We start from the raw sequence: 20,413 nt of genomic DNA on the forward strand, positions 1-20,413 counted from the left end.
TTGCAGTTTGGGCCAGTTGACGGAACATGAACCGAAAAGAACGGCGTGCGGCCGGTAAGCGACGGGACGAGTCCGCCGGAAACGCACCCGCTTTCGGCTCCGCAGGCATCGGCATCGCCGATCTCGCCGCCGGGGCCAGCCGCTTCTACGGGATGCGCCGCTTCAACGAAGCGCAGGAGATCTGCCGGCGGATTCTCGCGCGCGAACCTGGCCATGTGCAGAGCCTAAATCTGCTCGGCCTGATGGCGCAGGCCGCGGGTGATCACCGATCAGCCGTGAAGACGTTCGCGAAGGCGATTGCCTCCGACGCGGTCAACGCCGCCTGCCATTACAACGCCGGCAATTCGTACCAGGCACTGGACAATCGCGCCAAGGCCGTCGCGCATTTCAGCAAGGCGCTCGCGCTCGGCATGGATGCGAAGGCCGTCGGCTTCATCATGCAGAGCCCAACCGTCACCGCCTATATCGGGCGGATTGCCGGCAAATGGCCGCTGCCGGTCACGAGCGCCGAATTGTTCGGCACTGACAGTGTCGCCCGGCTTGCGCGCGACCTGTTCCTGTGCGCCGCGCTGGAAGCGACGACGCTGGCAAGCATGCAACTCGAGGTGCTGCTCGGCTATGCACGGGCCGCGCTGCTGCGGCGCGCGAGCGATCAGGACGCAGCGGACGACGAGATCGTCGGCTTTGCCTGCGCGCTCGCCCGGCAATGCTTCATCAACGAATATGCCTACGGACAAAGCCAGGCGGAAGGCGAACTCGCCGGCGCATTGCGCGATCGATTGCTGCAAGACCTCGCATCGGCGGCCGCGATCGCGCCGATCACGCTGGCGGTGGTGGCGGCCTATTTTCCGCTTCATGCCCTGCTTGGGACGGAAGCGCTGCTGCGGCGGGACTGGCCCAAGGCCGTAGCCGGCCTGTTAAAGGTACAGCTTCGTGAGCCGCGCGAGGAAATGGCAGAGCGCAGCGCCATTGCGACGCTCACCCCGATCAAGAACGACGTATCCGTCGAAGTGATGCGCCAATACGAGGAAAATCCCTACCCGCGCTGGACCATCAACCCGCTGACGGCATTCGCGGCCGACCGAGCGCGGGGACGAACCGTCGCGACCACAGAACAGCAAGCCAAGCTGGACATCCTGATCGCGGGTTGCGGCACCGGCTCGCACGCGATCCAGATCGCGCAGGTCTACCCGAATGCCCGCGTGCTCGCGGTCGACATCAGCATGACCAGCCTTGCTTATGCGCGCCGCAAGACGCGGGAGCTGGGCTTGCACAACATCGAATATGCGCCGGCGGATATCCTGGAATTGGGCGCGATCGGTCGCACCTTCGACAGCATCGAGTCGGTCGGCGTGCTGCACCATCTGGCCGAGCCTTTTGCCGGCTGGCGCGTACTGGTCTCGCTGCTGCGGCCGGGCGGCACGATGCGCATCGGCCTCTACAGCGACCTGGCCCGCCGCGTCATCGTGGAGGCCCGCGCCCGCATCGCCGCGCGCAATTATCGCACCACCGCCGACGACATCAGACGGTGCCGCCAGGACATTTTTCGCGAAGCCGAACAATGGAAGCCGCTGATCGGCGCCAAGGATTTCTACAGCATGAGCGGCTGCCGCGATCTGCTGTTCAATGTCATGGAACACCGCCTGACGATTCCCGAGATCGCGGCATTCCTGAACGAGCACGGCCTGTCGTTCGGGGGTTTCGAGCCGTTTGACGATCCGGCGGTGCTCGACCAATTCCGCAAACAGTTTCCGGGCACGGCCGACGAGACCAACCTGGAGCAGTGGCACCGCTTCGAGGTCGAGCACCCCGAGACGTTCTGGGACATGTACGTCTTCACGGTCGGCAAGAACGTGCGCTGAATCGTTTCGGCTCGACCGGACCAAGGCTCGATCATGCCCCGGTCGGATTGAAAACGGGGCTGGTTCGCTGCCGCGCGATCCGCCCACCGCGCTGGGCAAGGTCGCGCAACTGAACGAACATCATCGCCGTCATCAATGCGTCGTCGAACGCATCGTGCTGATTGAGCGAAGGAATGCAGAGGTCCTTGAGGATTGCCGAGAACGAGAGATCAATCGACGTGTTCGGTGGCGCGTCGGCGTATTTGCGCTCGTAGTAGAGCCGTGAGACTTCTATCCGCTCGTTCGGCAGTTCGATGCCCACCAGCGGAAGGATGTACTTGTCCAGCATGGCGACGTCGAAGTCGACGTAATAGCCAATCAGGGGACGCGAACCGATGAAGCGCAGAAAACTCGGCAGCACCTTCCAGACGATTGGCGCAGCCTCGACATCGGCCTGACGCAAACGGTGGATCTTGATCGCCTCCGTCTTCATCTCGCTGTCGGGGTGCACGACTGCTCCGAAATGCTCGCTGGTCAGGATCCGATTGCCGCGGATCTTGATGGCGGCAATGGTGACAACGTCGTCTGTCCGCACGTTGAGCCCGGTCGTCTCGCAGTCAATGACGACGAGGTCGTCGTCCGGGGGACGATCGAACATGAAGCGGTACGACTGATCGCTCAGGGTCGCCCGATGGAGCAATCGCTTGATCGCACGCGGAAGCATTCAGAATATCGCCAGCTTGAAGTGGTGACGAATAATTTCACGAAACTGTTTCACCACCTGAAGCGCGTCGCGCAGCAGATGGCGTTCCATGCTGGACAAATGCGCCGGTCTCACCAGAGTGCCCGACGTGCCGGCAGACGCGGCCAGCTGTTCGTCGAGCCGAAGCATCAGCATGAATCGGAAGGCCTGCTTCAGGTCGCGTCCAAATTCGGTACGCAATATGCCCAGGTCGCACAGCCGGGATATCCGCTTGTCGGTGGAGGTCTCGTGCAGACCCTGCTCGAGCGCGAGGCTGCGAACGCCGTGGACGATGGGAAAGATGCCGCCTTTCTTGAGGTCGAGCGCGTCCCCGCTACCCTCCGACGTGATCAGGTTGTTGAACAGGCCAATGGGCGTTGCGAAAGCATCAATCGCGCGCGCGAAATGGGCCAGAAAGGCCTGCTCGCCCCGCACCAGGTCGATCAGCTCCGCTTTGGCGCGGTCCAGCAGCTGCACATCGCCGGCGATCGCTTGCGCGTCATAGATGATGGCCACATTCATGTGCGCGGCCTCGTCGGGGAGCGCAACCCATCGACGGAAATCCGCAAGGTAGTCAGCAAGCGGCTTGGACCATGCCGGATTGCTTACCATGACGTTGCCGGGACAGGGCGGAAAACCGAAACCCTGCAGCGCACCGGAGAACGCGCTCCGGAACGATTGAAGAGTCTCGACGTCGACAGGGGCGGACAGGATGAGGCCGTTGTCCTGATCGGTGCGCATGGTCTGCTCGCCGCGCCCCTCGCTGCCCATCACGATCAGGCAGCCGCCGCTGCGCATGTTGGCCGGCGCAACCATTTCAAACAATCGGGACAGCAGGCGTCTGTTGAGGTCGGAGACGATCTCGGCGATCACTTCCACCTTGACGCCTTGTCGCCGCAGGACCCGTGTTTGAGCTTCGATCTCGCGTGCCGCGATGGCCAGATCCTGCTGGCTCGAAGCTCGATCGATGCGGCCGGCGGTAACCTGGGCGCTTCCTGCCAGAAATCCCAGCAGGTCGATCTCCTCCAGAATGCCGACGAACCGTTCGCCGTCCTTCACCGCAAGCCGCCGCTTGTTGTGTTTCGTCATGAGCAGGAGCGCCGAGGACACGAAATCGGTGCGTTGGACCGACACGATGTCGAAGTTCGCGAGCAGACCAATCGGCATCTCGATGGACTCGCGTCGCAGCACCACCGCCTTCGACAGGCTCATGCCCGTGATGATGCCGACCCGCTCACCGTCGCGGACAAACAGCGCATTGCTGTCGATCCGGCGCATCAGGCGACCGGCGGTCTCGATCGTATCCTCTGCAACCAGAAACGCCGGAGGGTGCAGGAAAAGCTCGCCTACCTTGGCATACATCAGCGAACCGAAACGTTCCGCCTCCTCGTCATTGGCGAGTTCGTCCAGCTTCCGCGAGATCTCGCGGTAGAAGAATGCGGCAAAGCGCGGGTTCGCCTTGATCAGGTCGAGCGCAACCTTCCTGGGAATGGTGTAACAGAGCGTCTCATCGCGTGCCAGAAACGCGTGCCCGTTCTGGTCGTGGACGAGCGCGCGGCTGTCGAAAGTGTCCTTGTGGCCGAGCAGGGCCACCAACCCGGCTTCGTCCCGCTCCTCGACCGTGCCTTTGATGATGACATGGAGCGCATCCGCGGGCGCGCCCTTGCCGAGGATCACGTCGCCGGGACGGAAATATGCCACATCCAGCGAAGCCCGCAGCGTCTCGGCCTCGCCCGGCGTCAGGCGATCGAACGGTGCATTGCTGATGTCGAACGCCTTGGGCATGTCGGTTTTGATGGCCAGTTGAGCGAGGTACCGGCTGGGTCGTGAACCCAGCCGGGACCCAAGGGGCTATCCTGAAGGCCTCTTAGTGCGTCGTGGCGGAGGCCGCGCCGATACCGGTCTGGCTCCTGACGAATTGCGCATCAAAGCCGTCGCGGTCGATCGCCGCCCGCTTGCTGCGATCCAGGATCGAAAACAACCAGATCCCGGCGAAGGCGATCGCCATCGAGAACAGGGCGGGATTGTCCAGCTTGATCGGCGCCGAACCCTTGGCGTAGCCGAGGGTCGCCTCCCACACCGCCGGCGATAGAACGACACCGACCACGGCGCTGATGAGACCGAGGAAGCCGCCGATCAGCGCACCCCGCGTCGTCAGCCCCTTCCAGAAGATCGACATCACCAGCACTGGGAAATTGCAGGACGCGGCGATGGCGAACGCAAGGCCGACCATGAACGCGACGTTCTGGTTCTCGAACACGATGCCCAGGAAGATCGCGAGCACGCCCAGCACCAGTGTCGCAATTTTCGAGACCCGGATCTCGTCCTGCTCGTTGGCGGCACCGCGCTTGATCACCATGCCGTAGAGGTCGTGACTGATGGATGATGCACCGGCCAGCGCCAGACCGGACACCACCGCCAGGATGGTGGCAAAGGCGACCGCCGAGATGAAGCCGAGAAACAGGTTGCCGCCCACCGCGTTCGCGAGATGGATAGCCGCCATGTTCGAGCCGCCTTTGATGGCCGCGATGCCGCTCTTGGTCTTCTCCAGGATGGAGGCGTCCAGGAACGTCGCATCGGTAGACACCAGCGTGATCGCGCCAAAGCCGATGATGAAGGTCAGAACGTAGAAATAGCCGATGAAGCCCGTGGCATAGAACACCGATTTGCGGGCAGCCTGGGCGTCCTTCACCGTGAAGAAGCGCATCAGGATGTGCGGCAGGCCGGCTGTTCCGAACATCAGCGCGAGGCCGAGCGAGATCGCCGACAACGGATTGGAGATCAGACTGCCGGGCTCCATGATTGCGATCTTCTTGGGATGCACCTCGGTCGCCTTGGCGAACAGCGCTTCCGGGCTGAACCCGAATTTGTAGAGAACGGCTCCGGCCATGAACGTCGCGCCCGCAAGCAGCAACACCGCCTTGATGATCTGCACCCAGGTTGTTGCTTTCATTCCCCCGAAGGTCACGTAGATCATCATCAGACCGCCGACCAGGACGACCGCGATCCAGTAGTCGAGACCGAACAGCAACTGGATCAGCTTGCCGGCCCCGACCATCTGGGCGATCAAGTAGAACGCAACGGTGACCAGCGAGCCGCACGCCGCCAGGATGCGGATGTCGGTCTGTCCAAGTCGGAACGACGTGACGTCGGCGAAGGTGAACTTGCCGAGATTGCGCAGCTGTTCGGCAATCAGGAAGGTCACGATCGGCCAGCCCACGAGCCAGCCCACCGAATAGATCAGGCCATCATAACCGGAGGTATAGACGAGGCCCGAGATGCCGAGGAAGGAGGCCGCCGACATATAGTCACCGGCGATCGCCAGCCCGTTCTGGAAACCGGTGATTCCACCACCGGCCGAGTAGAAGTCCGCAGCCGACGCGGTCCGTTTTGCGGCCCAATAGGTGATGACGAGCGTCAGCATGACGAAGCCTACGAACATGCCGATCGCCGACCAGTTGATCGCCTGCTTTGAGCCGCCATCAATGGTACCCGCGGCAAGCGCGAACGTCGGCATGCCGACGAGGAGAAGCGTCAGGAGCCAGGAGACCTTTTTCATGGGCGGTTCTCCTCGACAATCTTGCGAACGAGGACGTCGTAGCTGGAATTCGCCTGGCGCACGTAGATGCCCGTCAGCACAAAGGCGAGCACGATGACGGACAAGCCGATCGGAATGCCGATCGTCATCACGCCGCTGCCCAGTGGCGTGCCCAGAAACTTGGGAGCGTAGGCCACCAGTAGGATGAAGCCGAAATAGACGACAAGCATGATCAGCGACAACCTCCAACCCAGCGACGACCGTCGACGCACGAGTTCCTGGTAGTTCGGATCGCGTTCAATCCTTGCGAGATTAATCACATCAATGATCCCTTGGGGTTCTTCCGGTTGAGACGTCCCCCTTGTATGGCGAGGGTTCAGCTAGTCTGTATTGCGTCGATCGACCGGCTCTATGATCCAGATCAAAAATGCGACCCGCGATAGACATCGTGCAGGTCAGGCGGCCACGGGGACAACGGCCACGACTTGCCGGCGAAGCCGGCTATCCCTCGCTTTTCCCGCTCAAGTGGTCTGAAGCAGCGTCCTGGCGAGGCGCTTTCCGGCGGTCCCTGGAAGCGCGCGTCAACATCATGGCCGGATTTGCCGGCACCCCGCGCAGGAGATTTTCACGCGCACGCCGGACTCCAAGCCGGACGGCTGGGCCGTAGCCCCTCGCCAGTTGCCCCGCGCCAGCAAGGCACCGCCGGACTAGCGAAGGTGCTGGCCCTTGTTTGTCGGCAACGGGCAATTGGTACAGACACGGTCATCGCACATCCGGCAGATCGTGAAGCGATCCATCTCGGAAGTGTCCTGCCTAGCCAGCAGCTCCCGGATCAATGTTCCAAGCTGTTTCCGCTCGGCCGACGACAGCACATCGAGCAATGACGTCACGGCCGAAATCCGCGACGCCAGCAGTTCGTTCCGGGACGCGGCGCCGGTCGCCGTCAGGTGCAAGGCGACCTCGCGGCCGTCCTTGCCAGGACGACGTTCGACAAGCCGATCCGAGACCAGACGATCCACCAGCCGGACCGTTCCGGAATGCGACAGGCCGAGGATCCGCCTCAGCTTGTCGTTGGTCATGCCCTGGCCATAGCCGATGACGATGAGGGCCGCGGGTGTCTCGCCGCCGCGGCCGACGACCTCGCGCGCGCCCTGCTCGATACGGTCCATGACGGCGAGCGACAGCGCGCCCAGCAGATTGGCGATTCCGTTTTCCATGCGGTGAATAATATGTGCGCTGCGCACAAAAAACAACTTGACCTGATATGTGCGCTACGCACATATTTGCCGGGAGAGCACCAACGACGGAAAAATGGAGAGAGCGATGACGATCCGAAGCGCCGCATTGGCCACGCCTGACGCCGCCGGCAGCGAGCCCACCCTGAAATACGTCCACGCCAACGGCGTGCGGTTTGCCTATCTCGAACAGGGCAGCGGACCGCTCGTCATGTTCATGCACGGCTTTCCCGACAACGCCTGGTCGTACCGCAAGCAGCTGCAGGTGTTCGCGGATGCCGGCTACCGCGCGGTCGCGCCGTTCCTGCGCGGCTATGCGCCGACCGAGATTCCGGCCGACGGCATCTTCGATCCGATCGCGCTGGGCCAGGATCTCGAAGCGCTGATCGCGGCGCTGAGCGACGACGGACAGGCGCACGTCGTCGGCATGGATTGGGGCGGCACGTCGACGTTCCAGGTGCTCGCCACGGCGCCGTCGGCGATCAAGGCCGCGGTGGTCATGAACACCGCGCACCCGATCACAATCGCGAGCCTCAGGAGCGATCCCGATGCCGTTCGATCGGTCTTCCATGTCTATTTCTTTACGGTGCCTGGCGCTCACTCGGCGGTCAACATCGAGGGACTTCCCTTCGTCGACTACCTTTGGAGGTTGTGGTCGCCAACCCTGGAGAACGACGAGCATCTCCGCTCGGTCAAGGAGACGCTCAGCTCTCCCGGCACCATGAAGGCGGCGCTGAAATACTACAATGGCCTGGTCGATGCGGGCGTTGCGGGGCGCCTGCCGATCAACGACATGCATACGCCGACGCTGACGATTTATGGCGGCAACGATCCGACAGCGCGGTATTCGATGAAGGAAGAGCCGCTGTTCAAGGGGCCACATCAGCGCGTTGTCCTGCCCGATGTCGGGCACTTCCCGCACCTCGAGCGTGAGGCCGAGGTCACCGGTCTGATCATGGACTGGTTCAAGACCCACGCCGCCGGCTGAACAGGCACGCCGCAACCAGCGGCCACGGCAGTCTTTCGAATTCTCTCCAACCAGGAGTGCGCGCAATGGACGCCACGACACAGCAGCAATACGCCGAAGCATTTCATGCTCTTCACAGGACGGGCGATCCGCTCATCCTGTTCAATGCCTGGGACGTCGCCACCGCCAAGGCGATCGCCAAGACCTCGCCGGCGGTGGCGACCAGCAGCGGCGCGGTGGCGTCCGCGCTCGGCTTTGCCGACGGCGAAAATGCCCCGCTCGACATCGTGGAAGGCCTGGTCTCGCGGATGACCGCTTCCGTCCCGGTTCCGGTATCGATCGATCTGGAGGCCGGATATGGCGACACCGCGGACGCCGCCGCGCATTCGGCGGCGAGGATCCTGAAGGCCGGCGCGATCGGCATCAATATCGAGGACGGGCTTGCCGGCGGCAAGCGGCAGCTCGTCCATCCCGAGCAGCATGCCGCGAAGATCAGGGCCGTGCGGAACTCCGCGCAACAGCTCGGCATTCACCTCTTCATCAATGCGCGAACCGATCCGTTTCTGCTGAAGTTCGGCTCGCCGGAGCAATGCCTGAATGAAGCGGCACGCCGCGCGAAGCTCTATGCCGATGCCGGCGCCGACGGAATTTTTGTACCGGGGCTCACCGACCTCGCGCTGATCGAGCGGCTCGTTCAACTGACGCCGCTGCCGGTCAACATCATGGTGACGCGGGGCGTTCCCGAAATCCCGGAGCTTGCCCGCGCCGGCGTGCGCCGGGTCAGCCTTGGGCCATGGCCGATGATGGCGGCGATGCGCGTCATCGGAGAGGCCGCCGCCGCGGTCGTCACGAGCAGGCAATACGGCACGTTTCTGCAGCCGAACGCCTGAGGCGGGAAAACGCCAGCCCCCTCTTTCCGCAGTTCGTCATTGCGAGGAGCGAAGCGACGAAGCAATCCATCCCTCCATGCATGAGGAGAGATGGATTGCTTCGCTTCGCTCGCAACGACGGGGATATACAAATCCGGTATAGCTGCGCGAGCCAGATGCGAAGGGGATCAAGGCTGCTCGCGCGGTAAAGGGCTTCGGTGAGGACGCGCCACTGCGCGCCCCTAGCCGAGGCCACGATGGACCAGATTGCCGTTCACCAGGACGACGCCACCGGCACCGACTGGCCGGTTGCGATCTACCGCACGCTGAAGAATTTTGGCGTCGCGCAAGTGTCCTACGTTCCCGATGCCGGACACTCGAAGCTGATCAAGCTGTCGCACGCCGATGCCGACATCAAGACCACGGTGCTGACGACCGAGGAGGAAGGCGTGGCATTGTCCGCCGGCGCCTGGCTCGGCGGCGATCGCGCAGTGCTGTTGATGCAATCGAGCGGCGTCGGCAATTGCGTCAACATGCTGTCGCTGATGGCGAGCTGCCGCTTTCCGCTGCTCACGCTGGTGACGATGCGCGGCGAATGGGCCGAGTTCAATCCCTGGCAGATCCCGATGGGCCGTGCGACACCGCAGGCCTTCGAGATCATGGGCACCACCGTGCTGCGGCTGGAGAACCCCGATGACGCCGAGGAAGTGATCTCGGCCGCCGCCTCACTCGCCTATGACGGCGACCAGCAGGTCGCGGTGCTGATCTCGCAGCGGATGATCGGCCGCAAGAAGTGGACCAGGGAGACGCATTGATGTCAGCGCCAACAGATACTCTCGACCGCCGCGCCGCCGTGAAGGCGTTGCTCGCTGAGCGCGGCGACCTGCTCGTGATCTCCGGTCTGGGCTCCTCGTCCTATGACGTGTTCGACGCCGGCGAGCACGCGAGCAATTTCTATCTCTGGGGCGCGATGGGCGGCGCCGCGATGGTCGGGCTCGGCCTTGCGCTGGCGCAGCCGAAGCGCCCGGTGCTGGTCGTCACCGGCGACGGCGAGCAGCTGATGGGGATCGGCAGCCTCTTGACCATTGCGACCAAGCAGCCCGGCAATCTCTCGATCGCGGTGCTCGACAACGGCCATTTCGGCGAGACCGGGATGCAGCTCAGCCATTCCGGCTTAGGGGCGAGGCTCGAGGTGATCGCGAGCGGCGCGGGCATCGGCAATGTCTCCGACATCGCCGACATGGCCGGCATCGAGCGCTTCCGCGCGAGCCTGCGCGATCTCGCTGGCGGTCCGCGGCTGGCGCGCATCCGCATCGCGGCCGGCGAAGTCGAGCGCGCGCTGCCGCCGCGCGACGGCACCTATCTGAAGAACCGTTTCCGCGGCCATCTCGGTTTCCAGGTGAAGTGATGCGAAGCCGCGCTCAGGCGAGCTGGATATCCCAGAGCCCCTCGGCGCGGCACGCGGCGACCTCGTCGCGCAGCAATTTTGCGATCAGCGTGATGGCGTTGGAGCCGGGATGCTCGACCGGCGAGGCCAGGGTCAGCTCGCGCCGTGGCGCGGGCCGCGCGATCGGCGCGGTCTCGAGCCGGCCGTCGGCAACCTCGCCGCGCACCGAGGACGGCGGCAGCATGGTGTATCCGAGCCCCTCCTCGACCAGGCTCGTCAGCACGCGGAACGAATCCGCCTCGAGCTTGACGTCGAGCGTGACCTTCTTCTTCGCCGCCGCATGCTCGATCATGGCGCGGAGCCCGTGCGAATGACTTGGCAGCACCAGGCGCTGGCGCAGCAGCCAGCCGATATCGACCTGCTTCTTCTGCTTCAGCCCGCTGCCGCGCGGGCCAACCGCGACGATCGAGTCGCGGCCGAGGCTCTGCACCGCCAGGTGCAGATCGACCGACGGGCCGTAGATCACCGCAAGGTCCATCTCGCCGCGATGCAGCCACTCGATCAGATGGCCGCTGTAGCTTTCGACGATGCAGAGCGAGATGCCGGGATAGCGTTCCACCGTGCGCCGCGCCAGCCGCGCCGAAATCACGCAGCTCACCGTCGGCACCAGCCCGAGCACGACGCGCCCGGACGGCGCACCGCCCGCGGACTGGATGTCGTCGCGGATCTGGTCGATCTGCCGCACGATACCGCCGGTGCGCGCGAGCAGCAGCCGGCCGGCATCGGTCAGCACCATGCCGCGGCCGTTGCGCGTGAACAGTTCGGTGCGCAGCTCGTGCTCGAGCAGCTTGATCTGCCGGCTCAGCGCCGGCTGCGCGACCCGCAGGGTATCGGATGCCTTGCTCAGACTCCCGAGTTCCGCGACGCACGCAAAGGTCCTAAGCTGGCGGAAATCCATACTTGCCAATCCTGGAAGGCAGGTTCATACGCTATAACAAAACAGCATAGGGAGTTTACCGGGACCCCACAACAGCGGGCGTTTTCCACACGCGAACCGGTTTCCGCTTCGCTCGACAACGCTCTGGCGCAACCTCTCGGCAAAACGAAATCATGACCGCACACGATCAGCACACCGACGACCATACAGACATCCGCGACGCCGTCGCAAAGCTCTGCGCGCAGTTTCCCGGCGAATACTGGCGCAAGCTCGACCGCCAGATGGCCTATCCGAAGGAGTTCGTCGATGCGCTGACGGAGGCCGGCTATCTCTCGGTGCTGATCCCCGAGGAATATGGCGGCGCGGGCCTGAAGCTGTCGGCCGCGGCGGCGATCCTGGAAGAGATCCAGCGCGCCGGCTGCAATGGCGGCGGCTGCCACGCCCAAATGTACACGATGGGCACCGTGCTGCGGCACGGCAACGACGCGCAGAAGGCGAAGTATCTGCCGAAGGTCGCGACCGGCGAATTGCGGCTGCAGGCGTTCGGGGTCACCGAGCCGACCAGCGGCACGGATACCTCGTCGCTGAAGACCTTCGCGCGCCGCGAGGGAGACCACTACGTCGTCAACGGCCAGAAGATCTGGACCAGCCGCGCCGAATATTCCGACCTGATGATCCTGCTCGCGCGCACCACGCCGAAGGAGCAGTCCAAGAAGCGCACCGACGGCCTGTCTGTGTTCATCGTCGACATGCGCGAGGTGAAGGGCAAGGGCCTCGAAATTCGCCCGATCCGCACCATGATGAACCACGCCACCACCGAAGTGTTCTTCACCGACATGAAGGTGCCGGCGGAGAACCTGATCGGCGAGGAAGGCAAGGGCTTTCGCTACATCCTCTCCGGCATGAATGCCGAGCGCATCCTGATCGCCGCCGAATGCGTCGGCGATGCCAAGTGGTTCATCCAGAAGGCGACCAACTACGCCAAGGAGCGCAGCGTGTTCGGCCGGCCGATCGGCCAGAACCAGGGCATCCAGTTCCCGATCGCGAAGGCCTATGCCTCGATGCGCGCGGCCGAATTGATGGTGAAGGAAGCGACCCGCAAATACGAGGCCGGGCTCGATTGCGGTGCCGAGGCCAACATGGCCAAGATGCTGGCGGCGGATGCCTCCTGGGAAGCGGCCAATGCCTGCGTGCAGACCCATGGCGGTTTCGGCTTCGCCGAGGAATACGACGTCGAGCGCAAGTTCCGCGAGACCCGGCTCTACCAGGTGGCGCCGATCTCGACCAATTTGATCCTGTCCTTCGTCGCCGAGCATGTGCTCGGCATGCCCCGCTCCTATTGAGTTCTCAGATCATGCTGCCGCTTGAGGGATTGACCGTCATTGCCGTCGAACAGGCGGTCGCCGCGCCGTTCTGCTCGTCACGCCTGGCGGACGCCGGCGCTCATGTCATCAAGATCGAGCGGCCCGAGGGCGATTTCGCCCGCGGCTACGACGCCGCGGCGAAGGGCCAGAGCAGCTATTTCGTCTGGCTCAACCGCGGCAAGGATTCCGCCGTGGTCGACCTCGCCACCAAGGAAGGCCGCGCGCAGTTGGAAGAGCTGATCGCGGGCGCCGACGTGCTGCTGCAGAATTTGAAGCCGGGCTCGATGGACAAGCTCGGCTTCTCGCGCGAGCGGCTGCGCAAGGACTACCCGAAACTGATCATGTGCACGATCACCGGCTATGGCGACACCGGTCCGTACGCCGACCGCAAGGCCTATGACCTCCTGATCCAGGCCGAGAGCGGCCTCGCCTCGATCACCGGCGGCCCCGAAGGCGCCTCGCGCGTCGGCATGTCGATCGTCGATGTCGCCACCGGCGCCACCGCGCATGCGTCGATCCTCGAAGCGCTGATCGGGCGCGGCCGCACCGGCCAGGGTGCCGATATCCGCATTTCGATGTTCGACGTGATGGCCGACTGGCTCACCGTGCCGCTGCTCAATGCCGAGGACGGCAAGTCGCCGAAGCGGATCGGCCTCGCCCATCCCTCGATCGCGCCCTATGGCGTGTTCCGCTCGAAGGACGGCAAGGAGATCCTGATCTCGATCCAGAGCGAGCGCGAGTGGAAGACGCTGTGCGCCAAGGTGCTGGGCCAGCCCGGCCTGCCCGACGATCCGCGCTTCGCCAATATGGTCGAGCGCGTGCGCAACCGCGCGGTCACCGACCGGATCGTCAGCGACAGTTTTGGCAAGCTCACGCGCGAGGACTTGCTGGGCAAGCTCGCCGAGGCCGACATCGCCTTTGCCGAGGTCAACAGCATGGACGACCTCGCGAAGCATCCGCATCTGCGCCGCATCGAGGTCGACACGCCGAACGGCCGTGTCAGCTATCCGGCACCGGGCGCGATCGTGGTCGGCGAGGACAGGCATTATGGCAAGGTGCCCGCGATCGGCGAGCGCATCAAACGTTAGGCTGCAATGAAATTAGGCGCGATCGCAATCAAGAACGAGCTGCGCCCCCTCTCCCGCTTGCGGGGGCGGGTTGGGGTGGGGGCTTTTTCCGCGAGTCCTAACGTTGAGAGAGCCCCCACCCGGCGCTACGCGCCGACCTCCCCCGCAAGCGGGAGAGGTGTACCGAGTTTGCCGTCTCACCGACGCCATCACCCTCAGATGTCTCTCACCGAGGACAAAATCTCATGACCGATAAACTCGACCTCGATCACCTCCGCCAGTGGATCGGCCGCTCCCAGGAGGCCTCCGACGTCGTCACCAAATATCTCGTGATGGGACTGCGTGCGACGCTGTTCCAGGAGATCGGCGAGCCGAAGGCCGGCGACGCCGCGCCGTGGACCACGCATTGGTGCCTGGCGCAGCCGGTATTTCCGATGTCGCAGCTTGGCCCCGACGGCCACCCGACCCGCGGCGGCTTCCTGCCGCCGGTGCCACTGCCGCGCCGGATGTGGGCCGGCGGCGAACTCGAATTCTTCGACGCGTTGCGCATCGGCGACGACGCCAAACGCACCTCGCGCATCGCCGACGTCACGGTGAAATCGGGCTCGACCGGCACGCTATGCTTCGTCTCGGTCCATCACGAGGTGACGACCTCGCGCGGGCTTGCGGTTCGCGAGCGGCAGGACATCGTCTATCGCGAGATGACGAGCACACAAGCCGCAGCGCCCGCCAAAGCGGCGCCGCCTCCTCCGGCCGCGCAGCATCGCGAGAGCCACGTCTCCGATCCGGTGCTCTTGTTCCGCTATTCGGCCCTGACCTTCAACGGCCACCGCATCCACTACGACCGCGACTACGTCACCAAGGTCGAGGGCTATCCGGGCCTGATCTTCCACGGCCCGCTGCAGGCCTCCTTCATCGTCGAATTCGCCGCGAAACTCCGCGGAGGCAAGCCGCCGAAGAAGCTCACCTATCGCGGCGTGCAGCCGCTGTTCGAGGGCAGCGAGTTCTCGATCAATGCCAACGACAAGGACGACGGCATGGAGCTGTGGACCGCCAATGCCGAGGGCCAGCCGACCATGAAGGGCACGGCGACCTGGTAGGTCGCGCGCGCGACGCAGATCAGAATGCGAAGAAATAAAGAGGCGCTTTCATCGGCGCCTCGTATTCCGTATGGTGATCGCATTCATCCCTGGATCGCAGATCATGAGTCGCTTCTGGAGTTCGGTCGTCCACAATCTGTCGCCATACGTGCCCGGCGAGCAGCCGAAGATCGACGGCCTGATCAAGCTCAACACCAACGAGAATCCCTACCCGCCGTCGCCGCGCGCGGTAGCGGCGATCAGCGCGACCACGGATCGCCTGCGGCTCTATCCGGATCCGCGCGCAACCGCCCTGCGCGAGGCAATCGCGGCGCGCTACGGCGTCACGGCGGACGAAGTGTTCGTCGGCAACGGCTCGGACGAGGTGCTGGCCCACGCCTTTCCGGCGCTTTTGAAGCACGACGCGCCGCTGCTATTCCCCGACATCACCTACAGCTTCTACCCGGTCTATTGCCGCCTCTATGGTGTCGGCTACGAGGCGATCCCGCTCGATGCCGCGATGCGGATACAGCTTGCGGACTATCGGCGGCCGGGCAGCGCCATCCTGCTATGCAATCCCAACGCGCCGACCGGCATCGCGCTGCCGCGCGCCGCGATCGAGGCGCTCGTCACTGAGCATCCCGACCGGCTGGTGGTGGTCGACGAGGCCTATGTCGATTTCGGCGCCGAGAGCGCCGTGCCGCTCGTCGCGCGCCACGACAATCTGCTGGTGATCCAGACGCTCTCGAAGTCGCGCGCGCTGGCGGGACTGCGGGTCGGCTTCGCCGTCGGCCAGCGCCCGCTGATCGAGGCGCTGGAGCGCGTCAAGGACAGCTTCAACTCCTATCCGCTGGATTGCTTCGCGATCGCGGGTGCCGTCGCCTCGATCGAGGACGACGCATGGTTTGAGGAGACGCGGCATCGCATCATCCGGAGCCGCGAGGCGCTCGCCCGCGGCCTCACTGAGTTCGGCTTCGAAGTGCTGCCGTCGCATGCGAGTTTCGTGTTCGCCCGCCATGGCGGCCATCGCGGCGCGGATCTCGCCGCGAAGCTGCGCGAGCGCGGCGTGCTGGTGCGGCATTTCCAGAAGCCGCGGATCGAGGACTTTTTGCGCATCACGGTCGGCACGGACGATGAATGCGGCCGCCTGATCAGCCTGCTGCGTCAGATGGTCTGATCCCGCAGCTGCGACGGCGACGCCGGCGACAAGGTCTACGCGGCCGGCGTGCACCGCGTCGCGGTGATCTTGATGCCGAACCCTGCCGTCTCTTCGCGAAACTGCGCGATCGAGCGCGCGTTGCGATGCGCCTCGAACGCGGTGTCATCCTGGTAGACCTCGTAGATCAGCAGCTTCGCGGCATCCTCGCGCGGCACCAGGATCTCGAAATGCAGCGTGCCCGGTTCATCCCTGAGCGAACGGGCGCCGTGCGCCGAGAGCAGCGACAACACCTGATCCCGCTTCTCCGGCGCGACCTCGACGGTGGCAATGAGTGCAAGCTTGGCCATAGGTACTCCTTTCAGTTCTTCAGTGAATGTTCAGATCAGCTGCGCAGCGGTCGGAACGCGTCCCGAACCTCTCTGCTGAAGATGTCGGGCTGCTCCCACGCCGCGAAATGGCCGCCGGCCTCGGCCTGATGGAAGTAGATCAGCTTGTGATAGGCCTTTTCCGCCCAGCTCCGCGGCGCGACAAAACTCTCGCCGGGGAACGCAGTCACGGCGGCGGGGATCGCGACATTGGCCGGCAGATAGAGGTTGGTCTTGTTCTCCCAGTACAGACGCGCCGAGGAAATCGCGCTGTTGGTGAGCCAGTACAGCGTGATGTTGTCGAGCACGTCGTCGCGGGTCAGTGCGCCGGCGGGATGTCCATTGACTGCGCGCCCGAGCACGGCTGATTGCATCGCCGCGGCCGGCTGGGCATAGCCGTCGCCGTGATCGAGCAGCCAGGCAGCCAGGCCCGCCGGCGAATCCGCAAAAGCCGCAAGCGTCTGCGGGCGCGTGCCCATGATCAGCGCATAGGCGCGCCGTTTCATGAACTGAAGCTTGATCTGGTCGAAGGCGTGCTGCTCTTCTGCTGACAGATTGTCCGGCGCGGGACCACCCGAAACGACCGCGTTGAGGACCTCGGGCGGAACGACGCCAGGCAGATTGACGTGGATGCCGAGCAGTTCGGGCGCTCCCAGCTTGGCCATTTCATTGGAGACTGGCGAACCCCAGTCGCCACCCTGCGCCACGAACTTGCCGTAACCGAGCCGCTTCATCAGCTGGACCCAGGCCTGCGCAATGCGCTGCGGATCCCAGCCGACCGCAGCCGGCTTGCCGGAAAAGCCGTAGCCCGGCATCGACGGGATCACGAGATGGAACGCATCCGACGCGCTACCGCCGTGCGCGGTGGGATCGGTCAGGGGATCGATGATCTTCATCTGCTCGATGACCGAACCCGGCCAGCCATGCGTGACGATCAGCGGCAGCGCATTGTCATGCTTCGAGTGAACGTGAATGAAGTGAATGTCCAACCCGTCGATTTCGGTGACGAACTGCGGCAGGGCGTTGAGCCGCGCCTCCACCTTCCGCCAGTCGTGGTCGGTCTGCCAGTAGCGGACGAGATCGCGCAGCATCGCTTGCGGAACGCCCTGGGAGTCGTCATTGACCGTCTCCTTGTCGGACCATCGGGTCGCGGCCAGACGGCGGCGAAGGTCGACAAGGTCTTCTTCGGGAATGTTGATGCGGAATGGGCGGATCGCGTCACCGGTGGCCGCCGCGGCGGGATGCGAGGGGAACAGGCTGGCAGCACCGGCAGCGATCAGGCCCAGCGCCGCGCCCGTCAGCAGCCTGCGCCGGTCCTGGTCGATGCCGTCCTGGTTCAATTGGCCTGTTGCGATTGCAGCTGGTGTCGATGTTGTGGTCATTTGACTGTCTCCTTGGAAAGAGAGGCCGCCGGTAACGCCGCGATCGCCTCGGCCGTTGTCAGGATGGAATGGGCGTAGGTCGGGCCATTCAACTCGTGAGCGGCGTGCATCATGTCGTGCGAGAAGGCGGCGGTGGCATCGCGCACCAGCGTCACGTGGTAGCCGAGCTCCATCGCGAAGCGGCCGGTCGACTCGATGCAGGTATTGGCCAGCAGCCCGACCACGATCACATGCGTGACGCCTTTCTGCTTCAGTAGGAAATCAAGATTGGTGTTGGCGAACCCGCTCTGCCCCCAATGCTCCTGGGCGATCAGATCGCCGGGCTTGGGCGCAAGGTCGGGATGCCATTCCCCGCCCCATTCGCCGCGCGCAAAGCTGTGGCGCTGCATGATCAAGCGCTGGGTCGGGTTGGGATGATCCCAATCCTCGTAATCGCCCGGCTCCCAGCGGCGGTGCGGGACGATCACCACCTGGATGCCGGCGGCCCGGACCGCGCCGTCGAGCTGGCGCAGATTGTCGAGCAGCCCGACCTCGTCGGCGACCGGCTTGATGCGTGGAAAGACCATGCCGCCCTCGGAGAGGAAATCATTGTAGGGATCGACGAGAAGCAGCGCGGTTCGCTCGCGTGGATAGGTGATCTGGGACATCGATCGCTCCTTGGCCATCAGGCGCCCGGTTGGATTTGCTTCAATGACGCTCTCCGTTCACTCGGGCAGCGGCTTGCCGGCCTGTTCGCTGACGATGTAGTCGGCGTACCAATCGGGCCAGTTCGCATCGTGCCCGCCGGTCCGCTTCTCGTGCTCGCCATGGGCTGCTGCCGCGCGGCGCAGCGCGGCGGCGAGATCGGCCGATGAGGAGAAATTCGTGCTGTTGCCGTCGACCCGCCCGGGCAGGCGTTGCGTCACCTGCTGCAGCAGCCAGGCGTTTCCGTCGGGATCGTTGAACGTGGCGAGCGCCCCGTAGCTCGGCCGGTCCGGGTCCGGCCCCTTGATGCGGCCTTCCGCGCCGCGGTGAAACACCTCGCTGACATCGGCGCCGCGCGCGATCAGCTCGGCGCGCGCCGCTTCGATGTCGTTCACGATCAGGAAGCGCGGCAGCGCGGATCCCGAGCCGAGATGGATCGAGGTCGGCGAACCCGGCGGCGTCAGTTGCACGGCGCGCGAACCGTCGGGCCTGACGAAGTCGGCATCTAGCCGCCAGCCCAGGTCCTGATAGAAGCGCTTGGCGCGGTCGACATCCGAGACCGGAATGACGACGACTTCGAGCTTCAAATCGACTTTGGCCGCTGTCGGCCCCTGTTCGGTGGTCATGACTCGCTCCTTGGTGATGACAGACCGGGCCATTAGCGGCCCATTGCATTTGCGATGATGCCGGGCCATATTACTATGAAAATCATAGTAACAAGCCTGCTGAAGAAAACGTGATGACCAAAATGAAGGACAACGCGGCTGACCAAACGCTGTGCCCTGTCGCTCGCGCCGAAACCGTTGTGGGCGACCGCTGGACAGTACTTGTTCTGCGCGAACTGTTCGCGCGGAATCATCGCTTCGAGGAGATCCAGGCGCAATCCGGCGGCACGCCGCAGATGATCACGGCACGGCTGAAAAAGCTGGAAGCGGACGGTCTGGTGACGCGGCGCGTCTACAACAAGCGCCCGTTGCGCCACGAGTATCACCTCACCGAGAAGGGCGAAGCGTTCTTTCCGGTGCTGATGGCGTTGCGCGCCTGGGGCGAGACCTGGTGCAAGTCACCGCGGGAAGGCCGCGCAATGAACTACACCCATCTCGTCTGCGGCAAGCCGGCCGGGCTCGGTCCGGTCTGCGAGTCCTGCGGCGAGCCGGTGCGCCGCGCCGACATGGTGGGCGAGCGGACGCCCAAGTACCAAAGAGAGCGCGATGCGCGATGGGAGGCCTTCAAGGCAAGCCGCTGAGCCCCTTTGGCGCCGCCGCCGACGAAGCGGACAACGCAATTGCTGTCACACTGCTGAACCATTTCCATCACGCGGGTCTCTCATGGCCGAGCCCCGCATAACAAACGGAGACCACCATGCCATTCGTTCGTATCGACCTGAAGCGCGGCAAGTCCGCCGAGTATCGCAAGACCCTGGGCGAGATCGTCTACAAGGCGATGCGCGAGGTGATCAACGTGCCCGAGAATGACAAGTTTCAGGTCATCACCGAGCACGATCGCGGCGACCTGAATTATGCCGACAGCTATCTGGGCAACACCTACAGCGACGATCTCATCTTCATCCAGATCACGCTGAATGCCGGGCGTACGGTCGAGATGAAGAAGGCGTTCTACAAGCGGATCGTGGATGATTTCCAGAGCCAGCTGCAGGGACGCCCGGACGATATCTTCATCAGCCTGGTCGAGGTCGCCAAGGAAAACTGGTCGTTCGGCAACGGCATCGCACAATACGCGAGCTGAGCGCGGAACAGGCATGCGCCGGACAGGCGGTGGCATGTCCGGCTGCTTACT

21 protein-coding genes are annotated in these 20,413 nt (G+C 64.2%); 11 read left to right on the top strand and 10 right to left on the bottom strand.

The window, feature by feature from the left end:
- The first annotated feature begins 26 nt into the window (after positions 1-26).
- Positions 27-1,862: a methyltransferase domain-containing protein gene (locus HU230_RS24365; protein WP_224943529.1), complete on the top strand. Its 1,836-nt coding sequence runs from the start codon at positions 27-29 to the stop codon at positions 1,860-1,862.
- Between the two features lie 31 nt (positions 1,863-1,893).
- On the opposite strand, the gene HU230_RS24370 is transcribed toward HU230_RS24365, so the two are convergent.
- From HU230_RS24370 to HU230_RS24390, 5 genes are all read right to left on the bottom strand, one after another.
- Positions 1,894-2,499, bottom strand: a complete 606-nt coding sequence (locus HU230_RS24370) for a 3'-5' exonuclease (protein ID WP_234633836.1) — start codon at positions 2,497-2,499, stop codon at positions 1,894-1,896.
- A gap of 66 nt (positions 2,500-2,565) precedes the next feature.
- Positions 2,566-4,368, bottom strand: a complete 1,803-nt coding sequence (locus HU230_RS24375; RefSeq protein WP_176529515.1) for a putative nucleotidyltransferase substrate binding domain-containing protein — start codon at positions 4,366-4,368, stop codon at positions 2,566-2,568.
- Between the two features lie 82 nt (positions 4,369-4,450).
- Complete coding sequence (locus tag HU230_RS24380; RefSeq protein ID WP_176529514.1) at positions 4,451-6,142, bottom strand: cation acetate symporter; 1,692 nt, start codon at positions 6,140-6,142, stop codon at positions 4,451-4,453.
- The gene (locus tag HU230_RS24385) at positions 6,139-6,441 is read right to left on the bottom strand and encodes a DUF485 domain-containing protein (RefSeq protein ID WP_176529513.1); all 303 of its coding nucleotides are present in this window, start codon (positions 6,439-6,441) and stop codon (positions 6,139-6,141) included. Before HU230_RS24385 ends, HU230_RS24380 begins: the two co-directional genes overlap by 4 nt.
- Positions 6,442-6,828: 387 nt before the next feature.
- A complete protein-coding gene (locus HU230_RS24390; RefSeq protein WP_176529512.1) occupies positions 6,829-7,338 on the bottom strand; it encodes a MarR family winged helix-turn-helix transcriptional regulator in 510 nt (169 codons plus the stop codon).
- A gap of 106 nt (positions 7,339-7,444) precedes the next feature.
- On the opposite strand from HU230_RS24390, the gene HU230_RS24395 reads away from it, so the two are divergent.
- The 4 genes from HU230_RS24395 to HU230_RS24410 all read left to right on the top strand — a co-directional run bounded on the left by HU230_RS24395 (position 7,445) and on the right by HU230_RS24410 (position 10,600).
- Positions 7,445-8,344, top strand: a complete 900-nt coding sequence (locus HU230_RS24395) for an alpha/beta fold hydrolase (protein ID WP_176529511.1) — start codon at positions 7,445-7,447, stop codon at positions 8,342-8,344.
- 65 nt (positions 8,345-8,409) lie between these two features.
- Positions 8,410-9,213 (top strand): isocitrate lyase/PEP mutase family protein, encoded by an 804-nt coding sequence (locus HU230_RS24400; protein ID WP_176529510.1) that lies wholly within the window; start codon positions 8,410-8,412, stop codon positions 9,211-9,213.
- A gap of 236 nt (positions 9,214-9,449) precedes the next feature.
- A complete protein-coding gene (locus tag HU230_RS24405) occupies positions 9,450-10,007 on the top strand; it encodes a thiamine pyrophosphate-binding protein (RefSeq protein WP_176529509.1) in 558 nt (185 codons plus the stop codon).
- Positions 10,007-10,600, top strand: a complete 594-nt coding sequence (locus HU230_RS24410) for a thiamine pyrophosphate-dependent enzyme (RefSeq protein ID WP_176529508.1) — start codon at positions 10,007-10,009, stop codon at positions 10,598-10,600. The genes HU230_RS24405 and HU230_RS24410 overlap by 1 nt, the downstream gene beginning before the upstream one ends.
- A gap of 13 nt (positions 10,601-10,613) precedes the next feature.
- Here the strand turns inward: HU230_RS24410 and HU230_RS24415 are convergent, their stop codons facing one another.
- Positions 10,614-11,537 (bottom strand): LysR family transcriptional regulator, encoded by a 924-nt coding sequence (locus tag HU230_RS24415; protein WP_092116489.1) that lies wholly within the window; start codon positions 11,535-11,537, stop codon positions 10,614-10,616.
- A gap of 152 nt (positions 11,538-11,689) precedes the next feature.
- On the opposite strand from HU230_RS24415, the gene HU230_RS24420 reads away from it, so the two are divergent.
- The 4 genes from HU230_RS24420 to hisC all read left to right on the top strand — a co-directional run bounded on the left by HU230_RS24420 (position 11,690) and on the right by hisC (position 16,203).
- A complete protein-coding gene (locus HU230_RS24420) occupies positions 11,690-12,859 on the top strand; it encodes an acyl-CoA dehydrogenase family protein (protein WP_176529507.1) in 1,170 nt (389 codons plus the stop codon).
- A gap of 11 nt (positions 12,860-12,870) precedes the next feature.
- Positions 12,871-13,968 carry a CaiB/BaiF CoA transferase family protein gene (locus tag HU230_RS24425; protein WP_176529506.1) on the top strand — a complete coding sequence of 366 codons (1,098 nt, stop codon included), beginning with the start codon at positions 12,871-12,873 and terminating at the stop codon, positions 13,966-13,968.
- 224 nt (positions 13,969-14,192) lie between these two features.
- Entirely contained in the window at positions 14,193-15,047 is an 855-nt protein-coding gene (locus HU230_RS24430; RefSeq protein WP_176529505.1) for an HTD2 family dehydratase, read from the top strand.
- 103 nt (positions 15,048-15,150) lie between these two features.
- Entirely contained in the window at positions 15,151-16,203 is a 1,053-nt protein-coding gene (gene hisC / locus HU230_RS24435) for a histidinol-phosphate transaminase (RefSeq protein ID WP_176529504.1), read from the top strand.
- Between the two features lie 35 nt (positions 16,204-16,238).
- Here hisC and HU230_RS24440 read toward each other — a convergent pair whose 3' ends face one another.
- The 4 genes from HU230_RS24440 to HU230_RS24455 are packed head-to-tail and all read right to left on the bottom strand — an operon-like array spanning position 16,239 to position 19,242.
- On the bottom strand, positions 16,239-16,532 hold the full coding sequence (locus HU230_RS24440) for a putative quinol monooxygenase (protein ID WP_176529503.1): 294 nt from the start codon (positions 16,530-16,532) through the stop codon (positions 16,239-16,241).
- A gap of 35 nt (positions 16,533-16,567) precedes the next feature.
- Positions 16,568-17,932 carry an epoxide hydrolase family protein gene (locus HU230_RS24445; RefSeq protein ID WP_176529502.1) on the bottom strand — a complete coding sequence of 455 codons (1,365 nt, stop codon included), beginning with the start codon at positions 17,930-17,932 and terminating at the stop codon, positions 16,568-16,570.
- Positions 17,929-18,579 (bottom strand): cysteine hydrolase family protein, encoded by a 651-nt coding sequence (locus HU230_RS24450; RefSeq protein ID WP_176529501.1) that lies wholly within the window; start codon positions 18,577-18,579, stop codon positions 17,929-17,931. Before HU230_RS24450 ends, HU230_RS24445 begins: the two co-directional genes overlap by 4 nt.
- A gap of 57 nt (positions 18,580-18,636) precedes the next feature.
- Complete coding sequence (locus HU230_RS24455; RefSeq protein ID WP_176529500.1) at positions 18,637-19,242, bottom strand: VOC family protein; 606 nt, start codon at positions 19,240-19,242, stop codon at positions 18,637-18,639.
- A 122-nt stretch (positions 19,243-19,364) separates the two neighbouring features.
- Between HU230_RS24455 and HU230_RS24460 the strand changes: the two genes are divergently transcribed.
- Together HU230_RS24460 and HU230_RS24465 are read left to right on the top strand one after the other, a co-directional pair.
- Entirely contained in the window at positions 19,365-19,862 is a 498-nt protein-coding gene (locus tag HU230_RS24460) for a winged helix-turn-helix transcriptional regulator (RefSeq protein WP_176534888.1), read from the top strand.
- A 116-nt stretch (positions 19,863-19,978) separates the two neighbouring features.
- Positions 19,979-20,362, top strand: a complete 384-nt coding sequence (locus tag HU230_RS24465) for a tautomerase family protein (protein ID WP_176529499.1) — start codon at positions 19,979-19,981, stop codon at positions 20,360-20,362.
- The last annotated feature ends 51 nt before the right edge of the window (positions 20,363-20,413 follow it).

The organism is Bradyrhizobium quebecense (assembly GCF_013373795.3).
GTDB lineage: Bacteria > Pseudomonadota > Alphaproteobacteria > Rhizobiales > Xanthobacteraceae > Bradyrhizobium > Bradyrhizobium quebecense.